Here is a 17537-nt window from a genome sequence, read left to right as displayed (position 1 = left end):
GGTCAGCTCCCGCGTTTGATCCACTCTTCGAGGTGTGGCGACTCGGTACCCACCGCAGTGGAATCACCGTGTCCGGTGTGTACTTTTGTCCCCGGATCCAACGTGAAGATCTTGGTCTGAATCGACTCGATGATCGTCGGGAAGTCCGAGAACGAGCGACCGGTGGCGCCGGGCCCGCCCGAGAACAGTGTGTCGCCGCTGAACAGCACCCCGAGTTCTGGTGCGTAGATGCATGACGAACCAGGTGAGTGCCCCGGGGTGTTGATCACGACGAGGTCGGTGCCTGCGACACTGATCTTCTGACCATCGGCCAGTTCCTCGGGAGCGACATCGGCGTGCGTCTGGTCCCACAGCATCCGGTCACCCGGGTGCATCTTCATCGGGGCGTCGAGCGTGCGCGACAACTCGGGCGCCACCGTGATGTGGTCGTTGTGGCCATGGGTGAGCAGCACGGCCTTGACCCTGCGCCCGGCGACCGCCTCGATGATCGGCGCCGACGAATGTGCGGCGTCGATGATGACAACCTCGGAGTCGTCACCGACGAGCCAGATGTTGTTGTCGACATCCCAGGTACCACCGTCGAGACTGAACGTGCCCGACGTGACGACGTGATCGACGCGAACGGTCACAGGATCACCACCGAACGCAAGACCTCGCCGGCCTCCATCTTGCTGAACGCGGCTTCCACGTCGTCCAGTCCTACCCGCTCGGTGACGAACAGCTCGAGTGGCAACCTGCCCTGCTGGTACAGGTCGACAAGCATCGGGAAGTCACGCTCGGGCAGACAATCGCCGTACCAGGACGACTTGAGGGCCCCGCCGCGAGAGAAGAAGTCGACCAGCGGCATCTCGAGGGTCATCTCCGGCGTCGGCACACCGACGAGCACAACGACACCGGCCAGATCGCGCGCATAGAACGCGGTCTTGTACGTCTCGGGACGGCCGACCGCATCGATGACCACGTCGGCACCGTTGCCGTCGGTGATGTCCTGGATGGCGGTGACGACATCGTCGGTCACAGAACCATCGATGGTGTGGGTGGCGCCGAGAGAGGTCGCCCACTCGAGTTTGCGGGCATCGCGGTCGACCGCGATGATCTTGGTCGCGCCGGCAAGCCTGGCGCCCGCGATGGCGGCATCGCCCACTCCACCGCAACCGATCACCGCGACGCTGTCGCCGCGGACGACACCACCGGTGTTCATCGCGGCTCCGATGCCGGCCATCACACCGCAACCGAGCAATCCGACCACGGCCGGATCGGCATCGGGGGCGACCTTGGTGCACTGCCCCTCATGAACGAGGGTCTTGTCCGCGAACGCACCGATACCGAGCGCAGGGGTCAGCTCGGTGCCGTCTTGCAGCGTCATCGGTTTGCTCGCGTTGAACGTGTCGAAGCAGTACCAGGGGCGACCACGCTTGCAGGCGCGGCACACGCCGCACACGGCGCGCCAGTTCAGTACAACAAAATCTCCGGGTTCGACATGGGTGACCTGCTCACCGATGGTCTCCACGATGCCGGAGGCCTCGTGACCCAGCAGGAACGGGTAGTCGTCGTTGATGCCGCCCTCGCGGTAGGCCAGGTCGGTGTGGCACACGCCGCAGGCAAGGATGCGCACCACCACGTCGCGGGGACCTGGATCGGGGATCGTGATCGTCTCGATCGTGGTCGGGGCCCCTTTTCCTGCCGAGACCACACCACGCACCTGCTCTGCCATGACTGCCTTTCGCTGCACTGACCGTGTTTGTGGGCGGTCTGACCGCCCAGGTCTTAACCCTAACGTTTGCTTGGTTTTCGCTCACGGCGAACTCGCTTTGGGAATTGACACCGTTCGAACTCCGTTGAGAACACTAGTCGCCATTGAGCCCGTGGTCAGGGCTGACTCCCGGCCAGGGATTGGTTGGAACGGTCGATCATGGGCGACAATGGAGAACACTTATCCACACGACAGCAGGACTGGGCAGCGAGGAGGTTCGCCATGGACGACAAGTCCACGCTCTACGAGCTCGAGTTTCCAGCGCCACAGGTGACCGGCGACGAGGGTGACGGACCGGTATTGGTCCACGCACTGGAGGGTTTCGCCGACGCGGGCCACGCGATCAAACTCGCGTCGGACCACTTGCGACAAAGTCTCGAATCGGAATTGGTGGCGACGTTCTCCACCGACGAACTGATGGACTACCGATCGCGCCGCCCTTTGATGACGTTCACCGGTGACCAGTTCACCGACGTGGCGATGCCCGAACTGACGCTGCACGCCGTGCGCGACAACAACGGCACGCCGTTCCTGCTGCTCTCCGGCGCCGAGCCGGATTTGCGCTGGGAACGGTTCGTCGCTGCCATCCAGGGATTGTCGGATCGGTTCGGGGTGTCCACCGTGATCGGTCTCAACGCCATCCCGATGGGGATTCCGCACACCCGGCCGTCCACCATCACCGCCCACGCGAACGACAAGGACCTGATCGCTTCGCTGCCCCGATGGGGCTCGGAACTGAAGGTTCCCGCCAGCGCGTCGATGCTGCTCGAACTCCGTCTGGGACAGCACGGTCTGACCACCGCCGGACTCTCCGTCCATGTGCCGCACTATCTCTCGCAGGCGGAATATCCTGCCGCGTCGCACAAGTTGCTCGAGTCGCTCGGCGAGATCACCGGACTGGATCTGCCGACGGCCGCACTGGCCAACGCGGCGGAGAAGGTCCGCAGCCAGGTCGACGCCGAGGTGTCGGGCAACCAGGAGGTCGAGTCTGTGGTCGCTGCGCTCGAAACGCAGTACGACACCTTCAACCAGGCGCAACAGGAGAAGGCATCGCTGCTGGCCGCCGAGGGCGATCTGCCCACCGGCGACGAGCTCGGGGCCGAGCTGGAACGGTTCCTCGCCACCCAGACCGGGGATGTCGGCAGCGACCGCAACTCAGACGATGATCCGGGCCAGGCGGGCGACGGCACTGCCGGCTGATCGCCGACGGTGGCCTAACCTGCATTGGTGACACAGTCCGCAGAGGCTCAGCCGCTTGCCTTCCCGAATCCCGGGGACGCGGACCCCGACGGCCTGTACACCGCGTTCGTCGACTGGTGGGCTGCGCGCGGGATCGAGGTGTATCCACACCAGGACGAGGCGCTGCTCGAGCTCGCCGCCGGGTCGAACGTGATCGTCTCCACCCCCACCGGATCGGGTAAATCGCTCATCGCCAGCGGCGGGCTCTATTTCGCTGCCGCACAAGGCCGTCGCGCCTTCTATACGGCGCCGATCAAAGCGCTGGTCAGCGAGAAGTTCTTCGACCTCTGCGCGCAGTTCGGTGCCGAGAACGTGGGCATGCTGACCGGGGATGCCTCGGTCAACGCCGGTGCCCCCATCATCTGCGCGACGGCCGAGGTGCTGGCGAACATCGCTCTGCGAGAAGGCTCTGATGCCTCCATCGGCATCGTGGTGATGGACGAGTTCCACTACTACTCCGAGCCCGACCGTGGCTGGGCGTGGCAAGTCCCCCTGATCGAGCTGACGCAAAGCCAATTCGTCCTGATGTCGGCGACCCTGGGCAATGTCGACTTCTTCATCGAAGATCTACGGCGTCGTACCGGACGTGACACCGCCGACATCACCGGCACGACTCGCCCGGTGCCGCTGGAGTATTCGTACTCCACCCGGCCCGTGCACGAGACCATCGAGGAACTGATCGCCAAAGACCGGGCGCCGGTCTACGTGGTGCACTTCACCCAGGTCTCGGCGATGGAACGCGCACAGTCGCTCCTCAGCGCCAACATTTGCAGCCGCTCCGAACGCGATGCGATCGCGACGGAGATCGGCGATTTCCGCTTCAGCACGGGCTTCGGCAAAACCCTGTCGAAGACGGTCCGGGCAGGAATCGGCGTGCATCATGCCGGCATGTTGCCGCGCTATCGGCGCCTTGTCGAACGCCTTGCCCAGCAAGGGCTTCTGCGCGTGGTGTGCGGTACGGACACCCTGGGTGTCGGCATCAACGTGCCGATCCGCACCGTCCTGCTGACCGGGCTGACCAAGTACGACGGCGTGCGTCAGCGTCATCTGCGTGCCCGCGAGTTCCACCAGATCGCCGGGAGGGCGGGGCGGGCCGGGTACGACGTCCGCGGTTTTGTGGTCGCCCAAGCGCCCGATCACGACGTCGAGAACGCCCGGCTGGTCGCCAAAGCCGGTGACGATCCGAAGAAGCTGAAGAAGATCCAGCGCAAGAAGGCGCCGGAGGGGTTTGTCTCCTGGGGTGAGGCGACGTTCGACAAACTCATCGACGCTCCGCCCGAACCCTTGCGATCCCGGTTCGGTGTCAGCACGTCCATGTTGCTGGAAGTGATTGCTCGCCCGGGCAACTGCTTCACGGCCATGCGTCACCTGCTCGAGGACAACCACGAGACCCGGGCCCGTCAGCGCTGGCACATCCTGCGGGCGTTGTCGCTGTATCGATCCCTGGTCAACAGCGGCGTGGTCCTGCGACTCGACGAACCCGACGACCTGGGCCGCTACGCCGTGCTGGCTGTCGACCTGCCGAACAATTTTGCCCTGAACAACCCGTTGTCGCCCTTCTCCCTGGCGGCATTCGAACTGCTGGACACCGAGTCCGAAACCTACACCCTCGACCTGATCTCGATTGTCGAGGCGACACTGGAAGATCCGCGTCCGGTGCTGATGGGCCAGCAGAAGGTCGCGAGGGACGCGGCCATCGCGCAGATGAAGGCCGACGGGATCGAGTACGAGGAGCGGATGGAACTCCTCACCGAGGTGACGTGGCCACGACCGCTGCGCGAGTTCATCTTCGAGGCGTTCGGCACTTACCAGCAGGGCCACCCGTGGGTGATCGACACTCCCCCACGCCCGAAGTCGATACTCCGCGACATGATCGAGCAAGGGATGGACTGGGGCGACCTCATCTCGCGCTATGCACTGGCCCGCAGCGAGGGCGTGGTGCTGCGGTACCTGACAGACGCTTATCGCACCCTGCGGCAGAGTGTGCCCAATGCGGCACGGACAGACGAACTCGACGACGTGATCGAATGGCTGGGCGAGTTGGTTCGCCGGGTGGACTCGAGCCTGCTGGACGAATGGGAGCAGCTGACACACCCGGACCAGGCGATCGCCGACCCGCTCGCGGTCGTGACGCCACCGGGCCGGGCGCCGAACACCCGGGCCACCCGAGTCGAATTGCGCAACAACATGTTCCGTTTCGTCAACCTGTTGGCAAACCGGAATTGGACCGCACTGCAGGCCGCCTACCCCGATCTCGACTGGTTCGACGAGACCGCGGAGTTCTTCGATGAGTACGGCGCTCCGGGCGCAGGGCCGGCAGCCAGGAGTCCGGCCCTGTTCTCGGTGGAAGCCGACGGTGACGAGTGGGTTGCCCGCCAGGTCCTCGACGACTCCGACGGTGACCACGGATGGTCGATCGTTGCCCGGTACAGCAAACCCGACACCGCCGAGGACGAACCCGAGTTGCTCGACCTGCACATCCAGGCCGGATGAACCATTGACAGCACACTGTCATATTGACAGGATGTTGTCATGTCCACAGATCAATCGACCTCCGTCGTCCACCTCGCCGTCTACAACACACTCGCCGACTGGGAAGCCGGTCATGCCGTCGCGCACATCAACGACCCGGAGCATCAGAAGAGACCTGGTCGCTGCCGGATTCGTACGGTGGGCCCCACCACGGACGTGGTGACCACCGCGGGCGGCGTGCGCATCGTGCCCGACCTCGCGATCGGGGACCTGGATCCCGATGACAGCGCACTGCTGATCCTCCCCGGCGCGGGCGCGTGGATGACCGGCGACCTCGGCGACTTCACGAACGCCGCCGCCGCCTTCCTGTCCGCCGGCGTTCCCGTCGCCGCGATCTGCGGCGCGACCGTCGGGTTGGCCCGAGCCGGGTTGCTCGACGGTCGTCGACACACCAGCAATGCCGCCGAGGCGTTGTCGTGGACCGGATACGCGGGTGCGGTCGACTACGTCGACGAACCAGCGGTCACCGACACCAGCACGCCCGGTCACCTCATCACCGCCGCCGCCATGCAGCCGGTGGCGTTCGCCCGCGAGATCTTCGCCGAGCTCGACCTCTATACCCCCGAGGTCCTTGCGGCCTGGTTCCGGCTCTACAGCGGCGACCCCGCCGGCTATCACGACCTGATGGCCCTTCAGGCATGACAGATCCTCAAGACCTGCTGAGCGATTCGGCCCTCACCACTTTTCGGCTCAACGGTCAGTTCATGGCCGTGGCAGAACAATTGGCCGAGCCTGCCGGGCTCACCGCAACCCGTTGGCAAGTGCTCGGCGCCATCCTCGGTGAGCCGTTGACGGTCTCCGACATCGCACGGACGATGGGTATCACAAGACAGAGTGTTCAGCGCACCGCCGATGTGCTTGCCGCACAAGGGCTCGTCGCCTACCACGACAACCCGGCCCACCGTCGGGCCAAGCTCGTGGCGGGCACCGACGCCGGGCGCGATGCCGTGCATCGAATCAACCCGGGGCATGCAGCCCTCGCCGCGCAGTTGTGTGGCCACCTGGGTGTCGAACGATGGGAGGCTGCGCTCGCCGGTCTGCGAGACCTGTCCGAAGCGTTGGAGTCGCTGGAGTCGGCGAAGTCGCCGCACTGACCGGACTCGAACGGCAGGCAGCAACTACACGGGGCGCGCAGCGCCGGACTCGGTGACCAGGTCGGCAATCAGTGTTGCAAGCGTGCGATATTCGGCTTCTCGTCCGCTTGTGACGCGCCACACCAGACCGATGCGCCGGCCCGGGCGCGGCGAGTCGAACTGTGCCGTTGCCAGTGAACCCCGGGCAGCTTCGGTACGTTCGGCTGTCGCGGGTATCAACGTGACCCCCAAGCCACCTTCTACGCACTGCACAGCCGTGGCCAGCGACGCCGCCCGTGTGGGGCCCATATCCGGACGCACCCCCGCGAGGCGGCAAACCTCCAGGGCCTGTTCGCGCAGGCAGTGCCCTTCGTCCAGCAACAACAGCGGAAGATCGGCCAGCACAGCCGGATTGACCTCACGTGCACCGGCGAGTGGATGGCCCGACGGCAGAGCGAGGACAAAATCCTCGTCGTACATCGGCATCTCCATCATCCCCGGCACCTCGGACGGCAACGCGATCATCGCCGCGTCGATCGAATTGTGACGCAGGGCTTCGAGCAACGGGCCCGTCCGGTCTTCGACCACCCTCACCGTCAGAGCAGGAACGTGTTCACTCAGTCCGCGCAACACAGTCGGCAAGACATACGGCGCGACAGTCGGAATCAGACCCAGTCGGAGAGTACCTGTCATCGGCTGGGTGACTCCCGCCGCGGCGTGGGTGAACGAGTCAACGGCGTCGATGGCGGACATGGCCTTGGGCAGCAGGGTATTTCCCTCGTTCGTCAAGAAGACACGCCGGGTTGACCTCTCGACCAGTTTGACCCCCAGCCCGGCCTCCAGGGCCGCGAGTGCTTGCGACAGCGACGGCTGACTGATACCGAGACTGGTTGCCGCAGAGCCGAAATGGCGATTCTCGGCGACGGCCGCAAAGGCCTTGAGTCCGGCGATGGTCGGTTGATAACTTTGATCGGCCATACCTATCACCTTAGTGCTACTCATCACGTTTCCTTTTCGCCCGTCTTTGGGCACGATGGTTCAGTGCGCACTGACGCGTCCGCACACATCGAAGATCTGAAAATCTCGCATCTCTAGTCGAATACCAAGGAGCACCATGGCTTTGCTGACCATCGGCGACCAATTTCCTTCCTACAACCTGACGGCCGTGATCGGTGGCGACCTCTCGAAGGTCGACGCCCAGCAGCCCGATGACTACTTCACCACCATCAGCAGCGACGACCACCCGGGCAAGTGGCGCATCGTGTTCTTCTGGCCCAAGGACTTCACGTTCGTGTGCCCCACGGAGATCGCCGCCTTCGGCAAGTTGAACGACGAGTTCGCAGACCGCGACGCCCAGGTGCTCGGAGCGTCCGTCGACAACGAGTTCGTGCACTTCCAGTGGCGTGCGCAGCACGAAGATCTGAAAACGCTTCCCTTCCCGATGCTTTCGGACCTCAAGCGTGAGCTCGCATCGGCAGCCGGCGTGCTCAACGCCGACGGTGTCGCCGATCGTGCGACCTTCATCGTGGACCCCAACAACGAAATCCAGTTCGTCTCGGTGACGGCCGGTTCCGTCGGCCGCAACGTCGACGAGGTCTTGCGGGTGCTGGATGCACTGCAGTCCGACGAGTTGTGCGCCTGCAACTGGAAGAAGGGCGATCCGACCATCAACGCCGGCGAGCTGCTGACCGCAAGCGTCTGACGCTCGCAACAAGGATTGGGTGAGACATGAGTATCGACAACCTGAAGAACGCCCTGCCCGAGTACGCGAAAGACCTCAAGCTCAATCTCGGGTCGATCGCTCGCACAACGGTTCTCAAAGACGAGCAACTGTGGGGCACCCTCCTGTCCACCGCAGCCGCGACCAAGAACGCGGTGGTGCTCAAGGAGATCGCCGACGAAGCGGCCGACACGCTGTCGGCAGAGGCGTACAACGCCGCACTCGGCGCCGCGTCGATCATGGGCATGAACAACGTGTTCTACCGTGGTCGGGGCTTCCTCGACGGCAAGTACGACGACCTGCGACCCGGGCTGCGGATGAACATCATCGGCAATCCCGGCGTCGACAAGGCCAATTTCGAGCTGTGGTCGTTCGCGGTGTCGTCCATCAACGGGTGCGGTCACTGTGTGGCCGCTCACGAGAACACCCTGCGCGAGGCCGGCATCGACCGCGAGGCCATTCTCGAGGCACTCAAGGTGGCTTCCATCGTCGCCGGAGTGGCAGCCGCACTGAGCACGGCCGACGTACTCGTCGGATAAGCCCAACACACAGAACCCACCCGTTCCGATCGAAGCCGGTCGCCGTTGTCGGCCGGCTCACCGGAACCGGTGGGTTCTGTTGTCGAATGACTAGCTCAGGGCGTCGGAGATCCGCTCGGAGAGCTCGGCCACCTGCGCGCCTGTCATCACAAAAGCCGGCGAGATCTGCAGTGCGCCTTGGCCTGCTGCCCGTCCGCTGACGCCGTGAGCGCGCAGAGCTGCCACGGCAGCAGGTGCCCGCGAAGGCTCCTCGAGCTGGACGGCGCTCACCGCACCGAGCCCGCTGCGTACCTCGCTGACCGCATCCAGATCGGCAAGCGGCGCAAGCGCCACATGCAGATCGGACTCCAAGCGGGCAGCATCTTCGAGCAGACCTTCGGTCTCGATGATGTCGAGATTCGCCATGGCAGCTGCCGCGGCCCCGGCATGACCTCCGTATGTGTAACCGTGGCGCCACCAGACACCGCCGGAATAGAACGGTTCGGCGACGTTCGGGGCGATGAACACCGCTCCCATCGGCACGTACCCCGACGTCAATCCCTTCGCGGTGGCGATCATGTCGGGTTGCAGGTCGAATCGGCTCGAGGCGAACCACGATCCGCCGATCCGGCCGAAGCCGGTGACCACCTCGTCGGCGACGAACAGCACATCGTGGTCACGGCAGATCTGGCGCACCTCGGCGAGGTAACCCTCCGGCGGAAGGTAGATCCCGCCCGCCCCGATGATCGGTTCACAGAAGAAGGCGGCGATGTTATCGGCACCGACCCGCTCGATCAATCCCAGCAGCCCTTTGGCGTCATCCCAGTCGACGGTGGCCGCATCGGCCATGAGATCGCCATAGTTCTCGCGGTTCGGGGGCAATCCGGACAGCGCGGTGCCGCCGACGTGCATACCGTGATACGCCTTCGTGCGGCCGACCACGATCTTCTTGTCGGGCCTGCCCATCTCATGCCAGTAGCGGCGCGCCAGTTTGACGGCCGAGTCGATCGAATCGCTGCCGCCCGAGGTGAAGAACACCTTGCTCCCCGGTACCGGAGCGAGCCCGGACAGACGGTCGGCCAATGCCGCCGTGACGTCCGAGGTGATGTCACCGAAGCCGGAGTAGTGCGCCAATGTGCTCAACTGGTTCGCCACCGCGTCGGCGATCTGCGTGCGCCCGTGTCCGACGTTGGTGAACCACAGACCTGCTGTGGCGTCGAGATACTTGTTTCCCTTGTCGTCCCAGATGTGGACGCCTTCACCCTTGGTGACCACAAAGGGTCCCGTGGCGCTCACCGCGCCCATGTCGGCGAATCCGTGCCAGAGACCGGCAGAAGTTGAGACTGTCATGTGAACATCATGCCTGGTGTCCCCCTGGTTTCCTCCGGGGCCGCAGCCACTCTCGTGTCGATCCGTGCTCGGGCGCGCCGGGAGCGGGGACACGGGTCCGCCGGACATTGCCGGATCCGCCGCTCAGGTAGGCTTGATCAGTTATGTCGACTTCGTCCAACCAGCCGGAACAGGCCGCCCGGCGTAAACGGCGACGACGTCCGACCAACCGCTCCACTCGCACCGACCGGCCGGATCCGGCCGTGATCGAGCGCCGACGCGCGCTCGTTCCCACGATCAGCTACCCGCCGCAACTACCGGTGTCCGAGGCCCGCGATGCCATCGCCGAGGCGATCTCGGAGCATCAAGTTGTTGTCGTAGCCGGTGAAACCGGTTCCGGTAAGACCACACAGCTACCCAAGATCTGTCTCGAGCTGGGGCGCGGACTGGCCGGCAAGATCGGTCACACCCAGCCTCGCCGACTCGCTGCGCGGTCGGTTGCCGAACGGATCGCCGAGGAAATCGGGACCGAACTCGGCGGTGTCATCGGGTATTCCGTGCGCTTCACCGACAAGGCAGGCGACGACACGCTGGTCAAGGTGATGACCGACGGCATACTGCTGCGTGAATTGTCCCAAGACCGGATGCTCCGTGACTACGACACCCTGATCATCGACGAGGCCCACGAGCGAAGCCTCAACATCGACTTCATCCTCGGCTACCTCAAGCAACTGCTGCCACGCCGCCCCGACCTGAAGATCATCATCACCTCGGCGACCATCGAACCCGGCCGGTTCGCCGACCATTTTGCGACCGATGACGCACCGGTGCCGATCATCGAGGTGTCCGGCCGGACCTATCCGGTGGAGGTCCGCTATCGCCCGCTGGTGGTCGACGACGAGGACGAAGCCGACCTCGATCAGCTACAGGCCATCGGGGCAGCCGTCGACGAGCTCTGCTCTCACGGCCCGGGCGACATCCTGGTGTTCCTGCCCACCGAACGCGAGATCACCGATACCGCGAAATCGCTTGCGCACCTTGAGTCTCGTGGCATCGAGATCGTCCCGCTGTTCGCCCGGCTATCGGCGGCGGACCAGCACAAGGTGTTCTCCAGCCACCGAGGTCGGCGGATCGTCCTGTCCACCAACGTCGCCGAGACATCGCTGACCGTGCCGGGAATCCACTACGTCATCGACGCCGGCACCGCCCGGATGTCGCGCTACTCCACGCGCACCAAGGTGCAGCGGCTGCCGATCGAGCCGATTTCGCAGGCCAGCGCACAGCAGCGGGCGGGGCGGTGTGGCCGCGTGGCCGCAGGTGTGTGTATCCGGCTCTACAGCGAAGAGGACTTCGAGAGCAGGCCCGAGTACACCGAGCCCGAGATCCTGCGCACCAACCTGGCGTCGGTGATCCTCACGATGACCTCACTGGGGCTCGGTGACGTCGGTCGGTTCCCGTTCGTCCAGCCGCCGGATCAGCGGGCGATCCGAGACGGCCAGCAACTACTGGACGAACTCGGGGCGCTCGAACCTGCGTCGGCCGACAACCCCGTACGCCGACTCACCCCGATCGGACGGTCACTCGCTCGCATACCTGTTGATCCGCGGCTGGCGCGCATGCTGGTCGAGGCCGACAAACAGGGCGTGGTCGGCCCGATGCTGGTGTTGGCGGCCGCACTGTCGATTCCGGACGTACGCGAGCGACCGGCCGAGCACCGCCAGGCAGCCGATGCCTCGCATGCGCGCTTCGCCGCTCCGGGGTCGGAGTTCCTGACCCTGCTGAATTTGTGGACCTACCTGGACGAACTCCGCTCGGAGTTGTCGTCGAACCAGTTCCGGAAGCGGTGCGGTCGAGAGTATCTGCACAGCTTGCGAATCCGCGAATGGCGAGACCTGCACGCGCAGCTGGTCCGGATCGCCAAGGACCTCGGGTGGTCGGTTCCCGCGACGGTGACCGCACCCGACCATGAATCACCGACGGCGGCATCGATTCATCAATCCATCCTGTCCGGTCTGCTCAGCCAGATCGGCGTGCGCGAGGGAGACGCCAAGGAGTTCCTGGGCGCTCGCGGGACGAAGTTCATGATCTTCCCCGGATCTCATCTCTCATCGAAACCACCACGGTTCGTGATGGCGGCCGAGATCGTGGAGACCTCTCGGCTCTGGGCGCGTACCGCCGCACGCATCGAACCGGAATGGGCCGAGCGCCTGGCCGGACACCTCGTCAAACGTCAGTACAGCGAGCCTCACTGGTCCGGCAAACACTCAGCGGCCATGGCCTACGAGCGGGTCACCCTCTACGGCGTCCCGCTGGTCACCAAACGACGGGTGAACTACGGCTCGATCGATCCCGCGGTTGCCCGCGAGCTGTTCATCCGCCACGCGCTCGTGGAAGGCGACTGGCGCACACAACACCCGTTCTTCCACCGCAATCGCGCGTTACTCGAGGACGCCGAGGAGTCGGTGCACCGGGTGAGGCGCACCGACGTCATCGTCGACGACGACCAGCTCTTCGCCTTCTACGACCGTCACATCGGCGGAGAAGTGGTGTCGGGCAGACACTTCGACACGTGGTGGAAGACCGCACGCAAAGCTGACCCCACCTTGCTGGATCTGGATCCCGCCGACCTCGTGGCCGACACCGCCGCCACCGACCCGGCCGGGTTTCCCGACCACTGGCGTCAGGGAGACACGAGTTATGCCTTGCGATACCGGTTCGAGCCCGGCACCGTCGACGACGGCGTGAGTGTGCTCATCCCGTTGTCGCTGCTCGTGCGTGCCCGGCCCTCTGGATTCGACTGGCTGGTCCCCGGCATGCGCTCGGAGCTGATCACCGAGCTTATCCGCACCCTGCCGAAATCCCTACGGCGGCAAGTGGGACCGGCCCCCGACCTGGCCGCGCAAATACTGGAGTCGGTTACACCGCGGAGCAAGCCTCTCACAGAGGCGGTGGCCGCCGAGATCCGTGTGCGCACAGGTGTTGACGTCGCAGCATCAGATCTACGACTGGCCGCACTCCCCGACCACCTGCGGATGACCTTCACCGCGGTCACCACCGACGGCGAAGTTCTCGGACGTTCCAAGTCGCTGCGCGAACTGCAGGATCGACTGGCCGGTAGATCTCGCGCGGCTCTGGAGAGTGAAGCCGGCACCGCATCCCGACCTGTGGCCACCACGTGGACCGCGGACACCTTCGGAGACATCAGCCGCACATTGCGCAGTTCTGTTGCCGGGCAAGACATCACAAGCTATCCCGCATTGACCCGCCGAGGCGGTGGTTTCACGGTGGTCGCCGTGCCCACCCAGGCCGAGCAGGCTGCGAACATGTACGACGCTGTTGTCGAGATGATCGTCTCCAGCGTTCCGCCGCTACGACCGACGGTGACCTCGACACTGAGCACCGCCGAGCGACTCGCCCTCAGTCTGAGCCCCTACCCGGACACCGCTGCTCTTCTGGCCGATTGCGTGCGGGCTGCCGTGGTGGACCTTGTACCCAACCCGCCGAATGTCTGGACGCCAGGCGGTTTCGCGACTCTTCGCGAGAATGTGGCCCGCCAGGCGACCGAGAGGGCAACGGACAAGCTACGCAGGGTGGCAACGATCCTGACCCGCGTGGCGCCCCTTCGCACGGCGATCACTGCGGCCGGCAGATCAATCGCCGCCGACGACGTGCGGGACCAGCTGGACGAGCTGTTGTTCGACGGATTTGTCTCCGCGACACGCGACGAACACCTCGCGGAGATACCTCGGTACCTCGATGCCGCGCGGTCGAGGCTCGAACAGCTCCCGGCAGGGGCCGCTCGCGATGCCCAGTCGATGGCTGCCATCGACCGGGTGGTGTCGGCGTGGACTGATCACCTGCGACACGTTCCGCCTGGTCGGCGGGACGCAGTCAACGAGCAAGCTGGATGGATCGTCGAAGAACTGAGAGTCGGATTGTTTGCACAGCACCTGCGTACTGCGTACCCCGTGTCGGAGAAACGGGCGATCAAGGCCATCCGGGAACTGCGCTGATTCGGCGGCACTACATGCCAGACGAAACCGGTCAGGGTTTGGCGGCTCGCAGATCGTCGATCTCTTTCTGGAAGTCTTCGACTGAGTCGAACGAGCGATACACCGACGCAAAGCGAAGGTAAGCGACCTCATCGAGATCCCGCAATGGGCCCAGGATTGCCAGGCCCACTTCGTTGCTGGGAACTTCGGCCGATCCTGAGGCGCGGACAGCCTCTTCGACCTGCTGCGCGAGCAGGTGCAGACGGTCATCGTCTACCGCGCGGCCCTGGCAGGCCCGCCTCACGCCCCTCATCACCTTCTCGCGACTGAAAGGTTCGGTGACACCGTTGCGTTTGACGACCGCAAGGACTGCGCTCTCCACCGTGGTGAACCGCCGTCCGCATTGCGAGCAGGCCCGCCGACGACGAATCGCCTGGCCCTCGTCGGCCACCCGTGAGTCGACGACCCGCGTGTCCTCGTTCTTGCAAAACGGGCAGTGCATGCAGGGTTCCTCGGACGTCGGCGGCCCCGTCGGAATGACCGGACACTCTGTTGTAGAGGATACCGCCCGGCCGATTGCTTGCCCGAGCACTGCAACTACCGCGCGTAGATCGGCGTCACCAGGGATTGCCCCGGCGACAACGCTGAATTGCTCATCGCGTTGAGGTCCATGATCTTCTCCACCACCGCTTCGGTCGGCATCTCGGGTGCGATTCGAGAGGCGATGTCGCCCAACGATTCTCCCGACTGCACATGGACGACCGCCGTTCCGGTGTTCGCCGGAGCGGCACCGCTCTCGACAACCCGGCCGAAGAACATGAGGAACAACACGAGCATCATCAGGCCGATTCCGACCACGGCGGCCCCGGCCCAGGCACGTCGGCGGAAATACACATCGCGCTCGACGACGGCAGCCGACGGTGCGGAACTGCCCGGTTCGGAGCAGCCCACCACAACACGGCGGTCTGCGGCGAGCCTGCGGTCGGCCGGCCGGCGAGTACTGTCGACACGCGCTCGCGCCGTGCGGGTGTACTTATCGGAGGCGACGGGCCCACCGACTCGGGCGAGGCGGCGACGGGGCCGCTCAGCGGCCGGGCGGCTGATGGTGGTGGCTGCAGTCATTGTTCGATCCTCGGGTCAACAGTTCGATCACTCGTTCGATTGAACGAATGTTCGAGTTGTATCACGGGGGTCCGACACACGCCACGCCCAATCGAACAAATGTTTGAGAGTTGTGACAGATTGCATTAGCGTGATCCCCATAATCCAACGAACAACGTGTGCGTTTTCTTCTCTCGACAGCTACGACACCTTGGCCGGACACCGTACGAACTGGAGGACCTGATGGCCGATACGACAGACACCCGGACGCCGCCGGACGCGGCGGCCGCGACGGTGGTCACTTCCGAACCGCTGGCCGAGGGGTCGCTGACCCCGCGCCAGAAAGCCGTACTGGAGGTGATCCGGGCGTCGGTCCGCGAACGCGGTTATCCCCCGTCCATCCGCGAGATCGGTGATGCCGTCGGCCTCACCTCCACGTCGTCGGTCGCTCATCAGCTCCGAACCCTCGAGCGCAAAGGATTCCTCCAGCGCGAGAACAACCGTCCCCGGGCGGTCAACATCCAGGACACCGACCTCAATCCGGCCACGGCTGCCGGCCAGGTCCAGGTACCCGACGAATCCCTGCCGACGCCCACGTTCGTTCCGGTCCTGGGCCGTATCGCGGCCGGTGGGCCGATCTTGGCCGAAGAAGCCGTCGAAGACGTGTTCCCCCTACCGAAAGAGCTTGTCGGGGAAGGATCTTTGTTCCTCCTGCGGGTGGTCGGCGAGTCGATGATCGATGCCGCCATCTGTGACGGCGACTGGGTGGTCGTCCGGCAGCAGAATGTCGCAGACAACGGCGACATCGTTGCGGCCATGATCGACGGGGAAGCGACCGTCAAGACGTTCAAACGCACCAAGGACGCGGTGTGGCTGATGCCGCACAACCCTGTGTTCGACCCCATCCCCGGCGACAACGCCGTTGTGCTGGGCAAAGTTGTCACGGTGATGCGGCGCCTCTGAGGCGTCCGGCAACATCCTCGGTGACCGGACAGCCGCGGGGACTACGCAGACACGAGTGGGGTGCACCTTTCGGTGCACCCCACTTCGCGTAGTTCTGTGACTCGTACTCAGACGCCGAGGCTTCGGCCGATGACTTCCTTCATGATCTCGGTGGTGCCGCCGTAGATGGTCTGAACGCGTGAATCGAGGAAGGCCTTGGCCACCGAGTACTCACGCATGTAGCCGTAGCCGCCGTGCAGCTGCAGGCAGCGATCGATCAGGTGGACCTGGTTCTCGGTGGCGTAGTACTTCGCCATCGCCGCGTCCGGAACGGTGAGCTTTTTCTCGTTCAGCAGCTCGATACACCGATCGACGAAAACACGGGTGGTCGCGGTGGACGTCGCCAGTTCGGCCAGCAGGAACCGCGAGTTCTGGAAGCTTCCGATCGGTCGGCCAAATGCCTTGCGGTCCTTGGTGTACTGGATTGTCGTCTCGAGGACCGACTCCATGGCGCCGGCCGCCACAACAGCGATCGACAGGCGTTCCCGCGGGAGGTTCTGCATCAGGTAGATGAAGCCCATGCCCTCCTCGCCCAGCAGGTTCTCGGCGGGCACCTTGACGCTGTCGAAGCTCAGCTCGGCGGTGTCCTGCGCCTTCATCCCGACCTTGTCGAGGTTGCGGCCGCGTTCGAATCCCTCCATACCGCGCTCGACCACCAGCAGGCTGAACCCCTTCGCGCCGGCCTCGGGGTCGGTGCGGGCCACCACGATGACGAGGTCGGCGTTGATGCCGTTGGTGATGAACGTCTTGGACCCGTTCAGCACCCAGTTGTCGCCGTCCTTCTTGGCGTTGGTCTTGATGCCCTGAAGATCGGAACCGGTGCCGGGCTCGGTCATCGCGATGGCGGTGATCAGCTCACCGGAGACGAAGCCGGGCAGCCAGCGTGCCTTCTGCTCGTCGTTGCAGAGGTCGAGCAGGTACGGCGCCACCACGTCGTTGTGCAGCGCGAAGCCGATACCGCTGTAGCCGCCGCGGACGGTCTCTTCGTCGATGATGGTGTTGTAACGGAAGTCGTCGACTCCCCCGCCGCCGAACTCCTCGGGCGCCTCCACCGCAAGGAATCCGTTCTTGCCTGCTTCGACCCAGACATCCCGATCCACCAGGTTCTGCTCTTCCCAACGTTCGTGGTTCGGCGCCACGTGCTGCTCGAGGAAGCTCCGGTACGAATCGCGGAAGAGAAGGTGCTCGGGCTCGAAAAGGGTGCGTTCCATCGTCAGGTCTCCATTACAGGTGGCATTGGTTGGATATCCAACTGTAACCGGATTCTACATCTGGCCC

15 protein-coding genes are annotated in these 17537 nt (G+C 64.7%); 8 read left to right on the top strand and 7 right to left on the bottom strand.

Going from position 1 to position 17537, the window contains the following annotated elements; all coding sequences use genetic code 11:
- Positions 1 to 2 precede the first annotated feature (2 nt).
- Both KXR83_RS09745 and KXR83_RS09740 read right to left on the bottom strand, forming a co-directional pair.
- Positions 3 to 629, bottom strand: coding sequence for an MBL fold metallo-hydrolase (locus KXR83_RS09745; RefSeq protein WP_437424669.1), 627 nt, complete (start codon positions 627 to 629; stop codon positions 3 to 5).
- A complete protein-coding gene (locus tag KXR83_RS09740; RefSeq protein ID WP_437424668.1) occupies positions 626 to 1714 on the bottom strand; it encodes an S-(hydroxymethyl)mycothiol dehydrogenase in 1089 nt (362 codons plus the stop codon). Before KXR83_RS09740 ends, KXR83_RS09745 begins: the two co-directional genes overlap by 4 nt.
- 261 nt (positions 1715 to 1975) lie before the next feature.
- Between KXR83_RS09740 and KXR83_RS09735 the strand changes: the two genes are divergently transcribed.
- Genes KXR83_RS09735 through KXR83_RS09720 form a run of 4 tightly spaced genes read left to right on the top strand, consistent with a single transcriptional unit; the run spans position 1976 to position 6618 of the window.
- A complete protein-coding gene (locus KXR83_RS09735) occupies positions 1976 to 2953 on the top strand; it encodes a proteasome assembly chaperone family protein (RefSeq protein ID WP_437424667.1) in 978 nt (325 codons plus the stop codon).
- Positions 2954 to 2980: 27 nt separating this feature from the next.
- Complete coding sequence (locus tag KXR83_RS09730) at positions 2981 to 5485, top strand: DEAD/DEAH box helicase (RefSeq protein WP_437424666.1); 2505 nt, start codon at positions 2981 to 2983, stop codon at positions 5483 to 5485.
- 39 nt (positions 5486 to 5524) lie between these two features.
- Positions 5525 to 6166: a DJ-1/PfpI family protein gene (locus KXR83_RS09725; protein WP_437424665.1), complete on the top strand. Its 642-nt coding sequence runs from the start codon at positions 5525 to 5527 to the stop codon at positions 6164 to 6166.
- Positions 6163 to 6618, top strand: coding sequence for a MarR family winged helix-turn-helix transcriptional regulator (locus KXR83_RS09720; protein ID WP_437424664.1), 456 nt, complete (start codon positions 6163 to 6165; stop codon positions 6616 to 6618). The genes KXR83_RS09725 and KXR83_RS09720 overlap by 4 nt, the downstream gene beginning before the upstream one ends.
- Positions 6619 to 6642: 24 nt before the next feature.
- On the opposite strand, the gene KXR83_RS09715 is transcribed toward KXR83_RS09720, so the two are convergent.
- Positions 6643 to 7575 carry a hydrogen peroxide-inducible genes activator gene (locus KXR83_RS09715; protein WP_437424938.1) on the bottom strand — a complete coding sequence of 311 codons (933 nt, stop codon included), beginning with the start codon at positions 7573 to 7575 and terminating at the stop codon, positions 6643 to 6645.
- A 136-nt stretch (positions 7576 to 7711) separates the two neighbouring features.
- Here KXR83_RS09715 and KXR83_RS09710 point away from each other — a divergent pair, with 136 nt between their 5' ends.
- Both KXR83_RS09710 and KXR83_RS09705 read left to right on the top strand, forming a co-directional pair.
- Positions 7712 to 8299, top strand: a complete 588-nt coding sequence (locus KXR83_RS09710) for a peroxiredoxin (protein WP_030163409.1) — start codon at positions 7712 to 7714, stop codon at positions 8297 to 8299.
- Positions 8300 to 8325: 26 nt separating this feature from the next.
- Positions 8326 to 8856, top strand: coding sequence for an alkyl hydroperoxide reductase (locus tag KXR83_RS09705; RefSeq protein ID WP_030163411.1), 531 nt, complete (start codon positions 8326 to 8328; stop codon positions 8854 to 8856).
- 90 nt (positions 8857 to 8946) lie between these two features.
- Here the strand turns inward: KXR83_RS09705 and KXR83_RS09700 are convergent, their stop codons facing one another.
- Complete coding sequence (locus tag KXR83_RS09700; protein WP_437424663.1) at positions 8947 to 10185, bottom strand: aminotransferase family protein; 1239 nt, start codon at positions 10183 to 10185, stop codon at positions 8947 to 8949.
- A gap of 143 nt (positions 10186 to 10328) precedes the next feature.
- Here KXR83_RS09700 and hrpA point away from each other — a divergent pair, with 143 nt between their 5' ends.
- Positions 10329 to 14177, top strand: a complete 3849-nt coding sequence (gene hrpA, locus KXR83_RS09695; protein ID WP_437424662.1) for an ATP-dependent RNA helicase HrpA — start codon at positions 10329 to 10331, stop codon at positions 14175 to 14177.
- Between the two features lie 31 nt (positions 14178 to 14208).
- Here hrpA and nrdR read toward each other — a convergent pair whose 3' ends face one another.
- Together nrdR and KXR83_RS09685 are read right to left on the bottom strand one after the other, a co-directional pair.
- Entirely contained in the window at positions 14209 to 14658 is a 450-nt protein-coding gene (gene nrdR / locus KXR83_RS09690; RefSeq protein WP_023959662.1) for a transcriptional regulator NrdR, read from the bottom strand.
- A 95-nt stretch (positions 14659 to 14753) separates the two neighbouring features.
- Positions 14754 to 15278 carry a LysM peptidoglycan-binding domain-containing protein gene (locus KXR83_RS09685; protein ID WP_437424661.1) on the bottom strand — a complete coding sequence of 175 codons (525 nt, stop codon included), beginning with the start codon at positions 15276 to 15278 and terminating at the stop codon, positions 14754 to 14756.
- 222 nt (positions 15279 to 15500) lie between these two features.
- Between KXR83_RS09685 and lexA the strand changes: the two genes are divergently transcribed.
- Positions 15501 to 16220 carry a transcriptional repressor LexA gene (lexA, locus tag KXR83_RS09680; RefSeq protein WP_023959664.1) on the top strand — a complete coding sequence of 240 codons (720 nt, stop codon included), beginning with the start codon at positions 15501 to 15503 and terminating at the stop codon, positions 16218 to 16220.
- Between the two features lie 107 nt (positions 16221 to 16327).
- Here lexA and KXR83_RS09675 read toward each other — a convergent pair whose 3' ends face one another.
- Entirely contained in the window at positions 16328 to 17470 is a 1143-nt protein-coding gene (locus KXR83_RS09675) for an acyl-CoA dehydrogenase family protein (protein ID WP_437424660.1), read from the bottom strand.
- Positions 17471 to 17537 lie beyond the last annotated feature (67 nt).

The organism is Williamsia muralis (genome assembly GCF_051487485.1).
Classification (GTDB): Bacteria; Actinomycetota; Actinomycetes; order Mycobacteriales; family Mycobacteriaceae; genus Williamsia; species Williamsia muralis_B.
The sequence above is the reverse complement of the archived record's forward strand: the minus strand, read 5'-3'. Positions and strand labels throughout refer to the sequence as shown.

Bases quoted from the DNA above. Each gene is read 5' to 3' on its own strand.
- KXR83_RS09700 (WP_437424663.1), bottom strand. From the start codon at position 10,185: ATGACAGTCTCAACTTCTGCCGGTCTCTGGCACGGATTCGCCGACATG.
- nrdR (WP_023959662.1), bottom strand. From the start codon at position 14,658: ATGCACTGCCCGTTTTGCAAGAACGAGGACACGCGGGTCGTCGACTCA.
- lexA (WP_023959664.1), top strand. From the start codon at position 15,501: ATGGCCGATACGACAGACACCCGGACGCCGCCGGACGCGGCGGCCGCG.
- KXR83_RS09725 (WP_437424665.1), top strand. From the start codon at position 5,525: ATGTCCACAGATCAATCGACCTCCGTCGTCCACCTCGCCGTCTACAAC.
- KXR83_RS09685 (WP_437424661.1), bottom strand. From the start codon at position 15,278: ATGACTGCAGCCACCACCATCAGCCGCCCGGCCGCTGAGCGGCCCCGT.
- KXR83_RS09740 (WP_437424668.1), bottom strand. From the start codon at position 1,714: ATGGCAGAGCAGGTGCGTGGTGTGGTCTCGGCAGGAAAAGGGGCCCCG.
- KXR83_RS09705 (WP_030163411.1), top strand. From the start codon at position 8,326: ATGAGTATCGACAACCTGAAGAACGCCCTGCCCGAGTACGCGAAAGAC.
- hrpA (WP_437424662.1), top strand. From the start codon at position 10,329: ATGTCGACTTCGTCCAACCAGCCGGAACAGGCCGCCCGGCGTAAACGG.
- KXR83_RS09735 (WP_437424667.1), top strand. From the start codon at position 1,976: ATGGACGACAAGTCCACGCTCTACGAGCTCGAGTTTCCAGCGCCACAG.
- KXR83_RS09710 (WP_030163409.1), top strand. From the start codon at position 7,712: ATGGCTTTGCTGACCATCGGCGACCAATTTCCTTCCTACAACCTGACG.
- KXR83_RS09720 (WP_437424664.1), top strand. From the start codon at position 6,163: ATGACAGATCCTCAAGACCTGCTGAGCGATTCGGCCCTCACCACTTTT.
- KXR83_RS09715 (WP_437424938.1), bottom strand. From the start codon at position 7,575: ATGGCCGATCAAAGTTATCAACCGACCATCGCCGGACTCAAGGCCTTT.
- KXR83_RS09675 (WP_437424660.1), bottom strand. From the start codon at position 17,470: ATGGAACGCACCCTTTTCGAGCCCGAGCACCTTCTCTTCCGCGATTCG.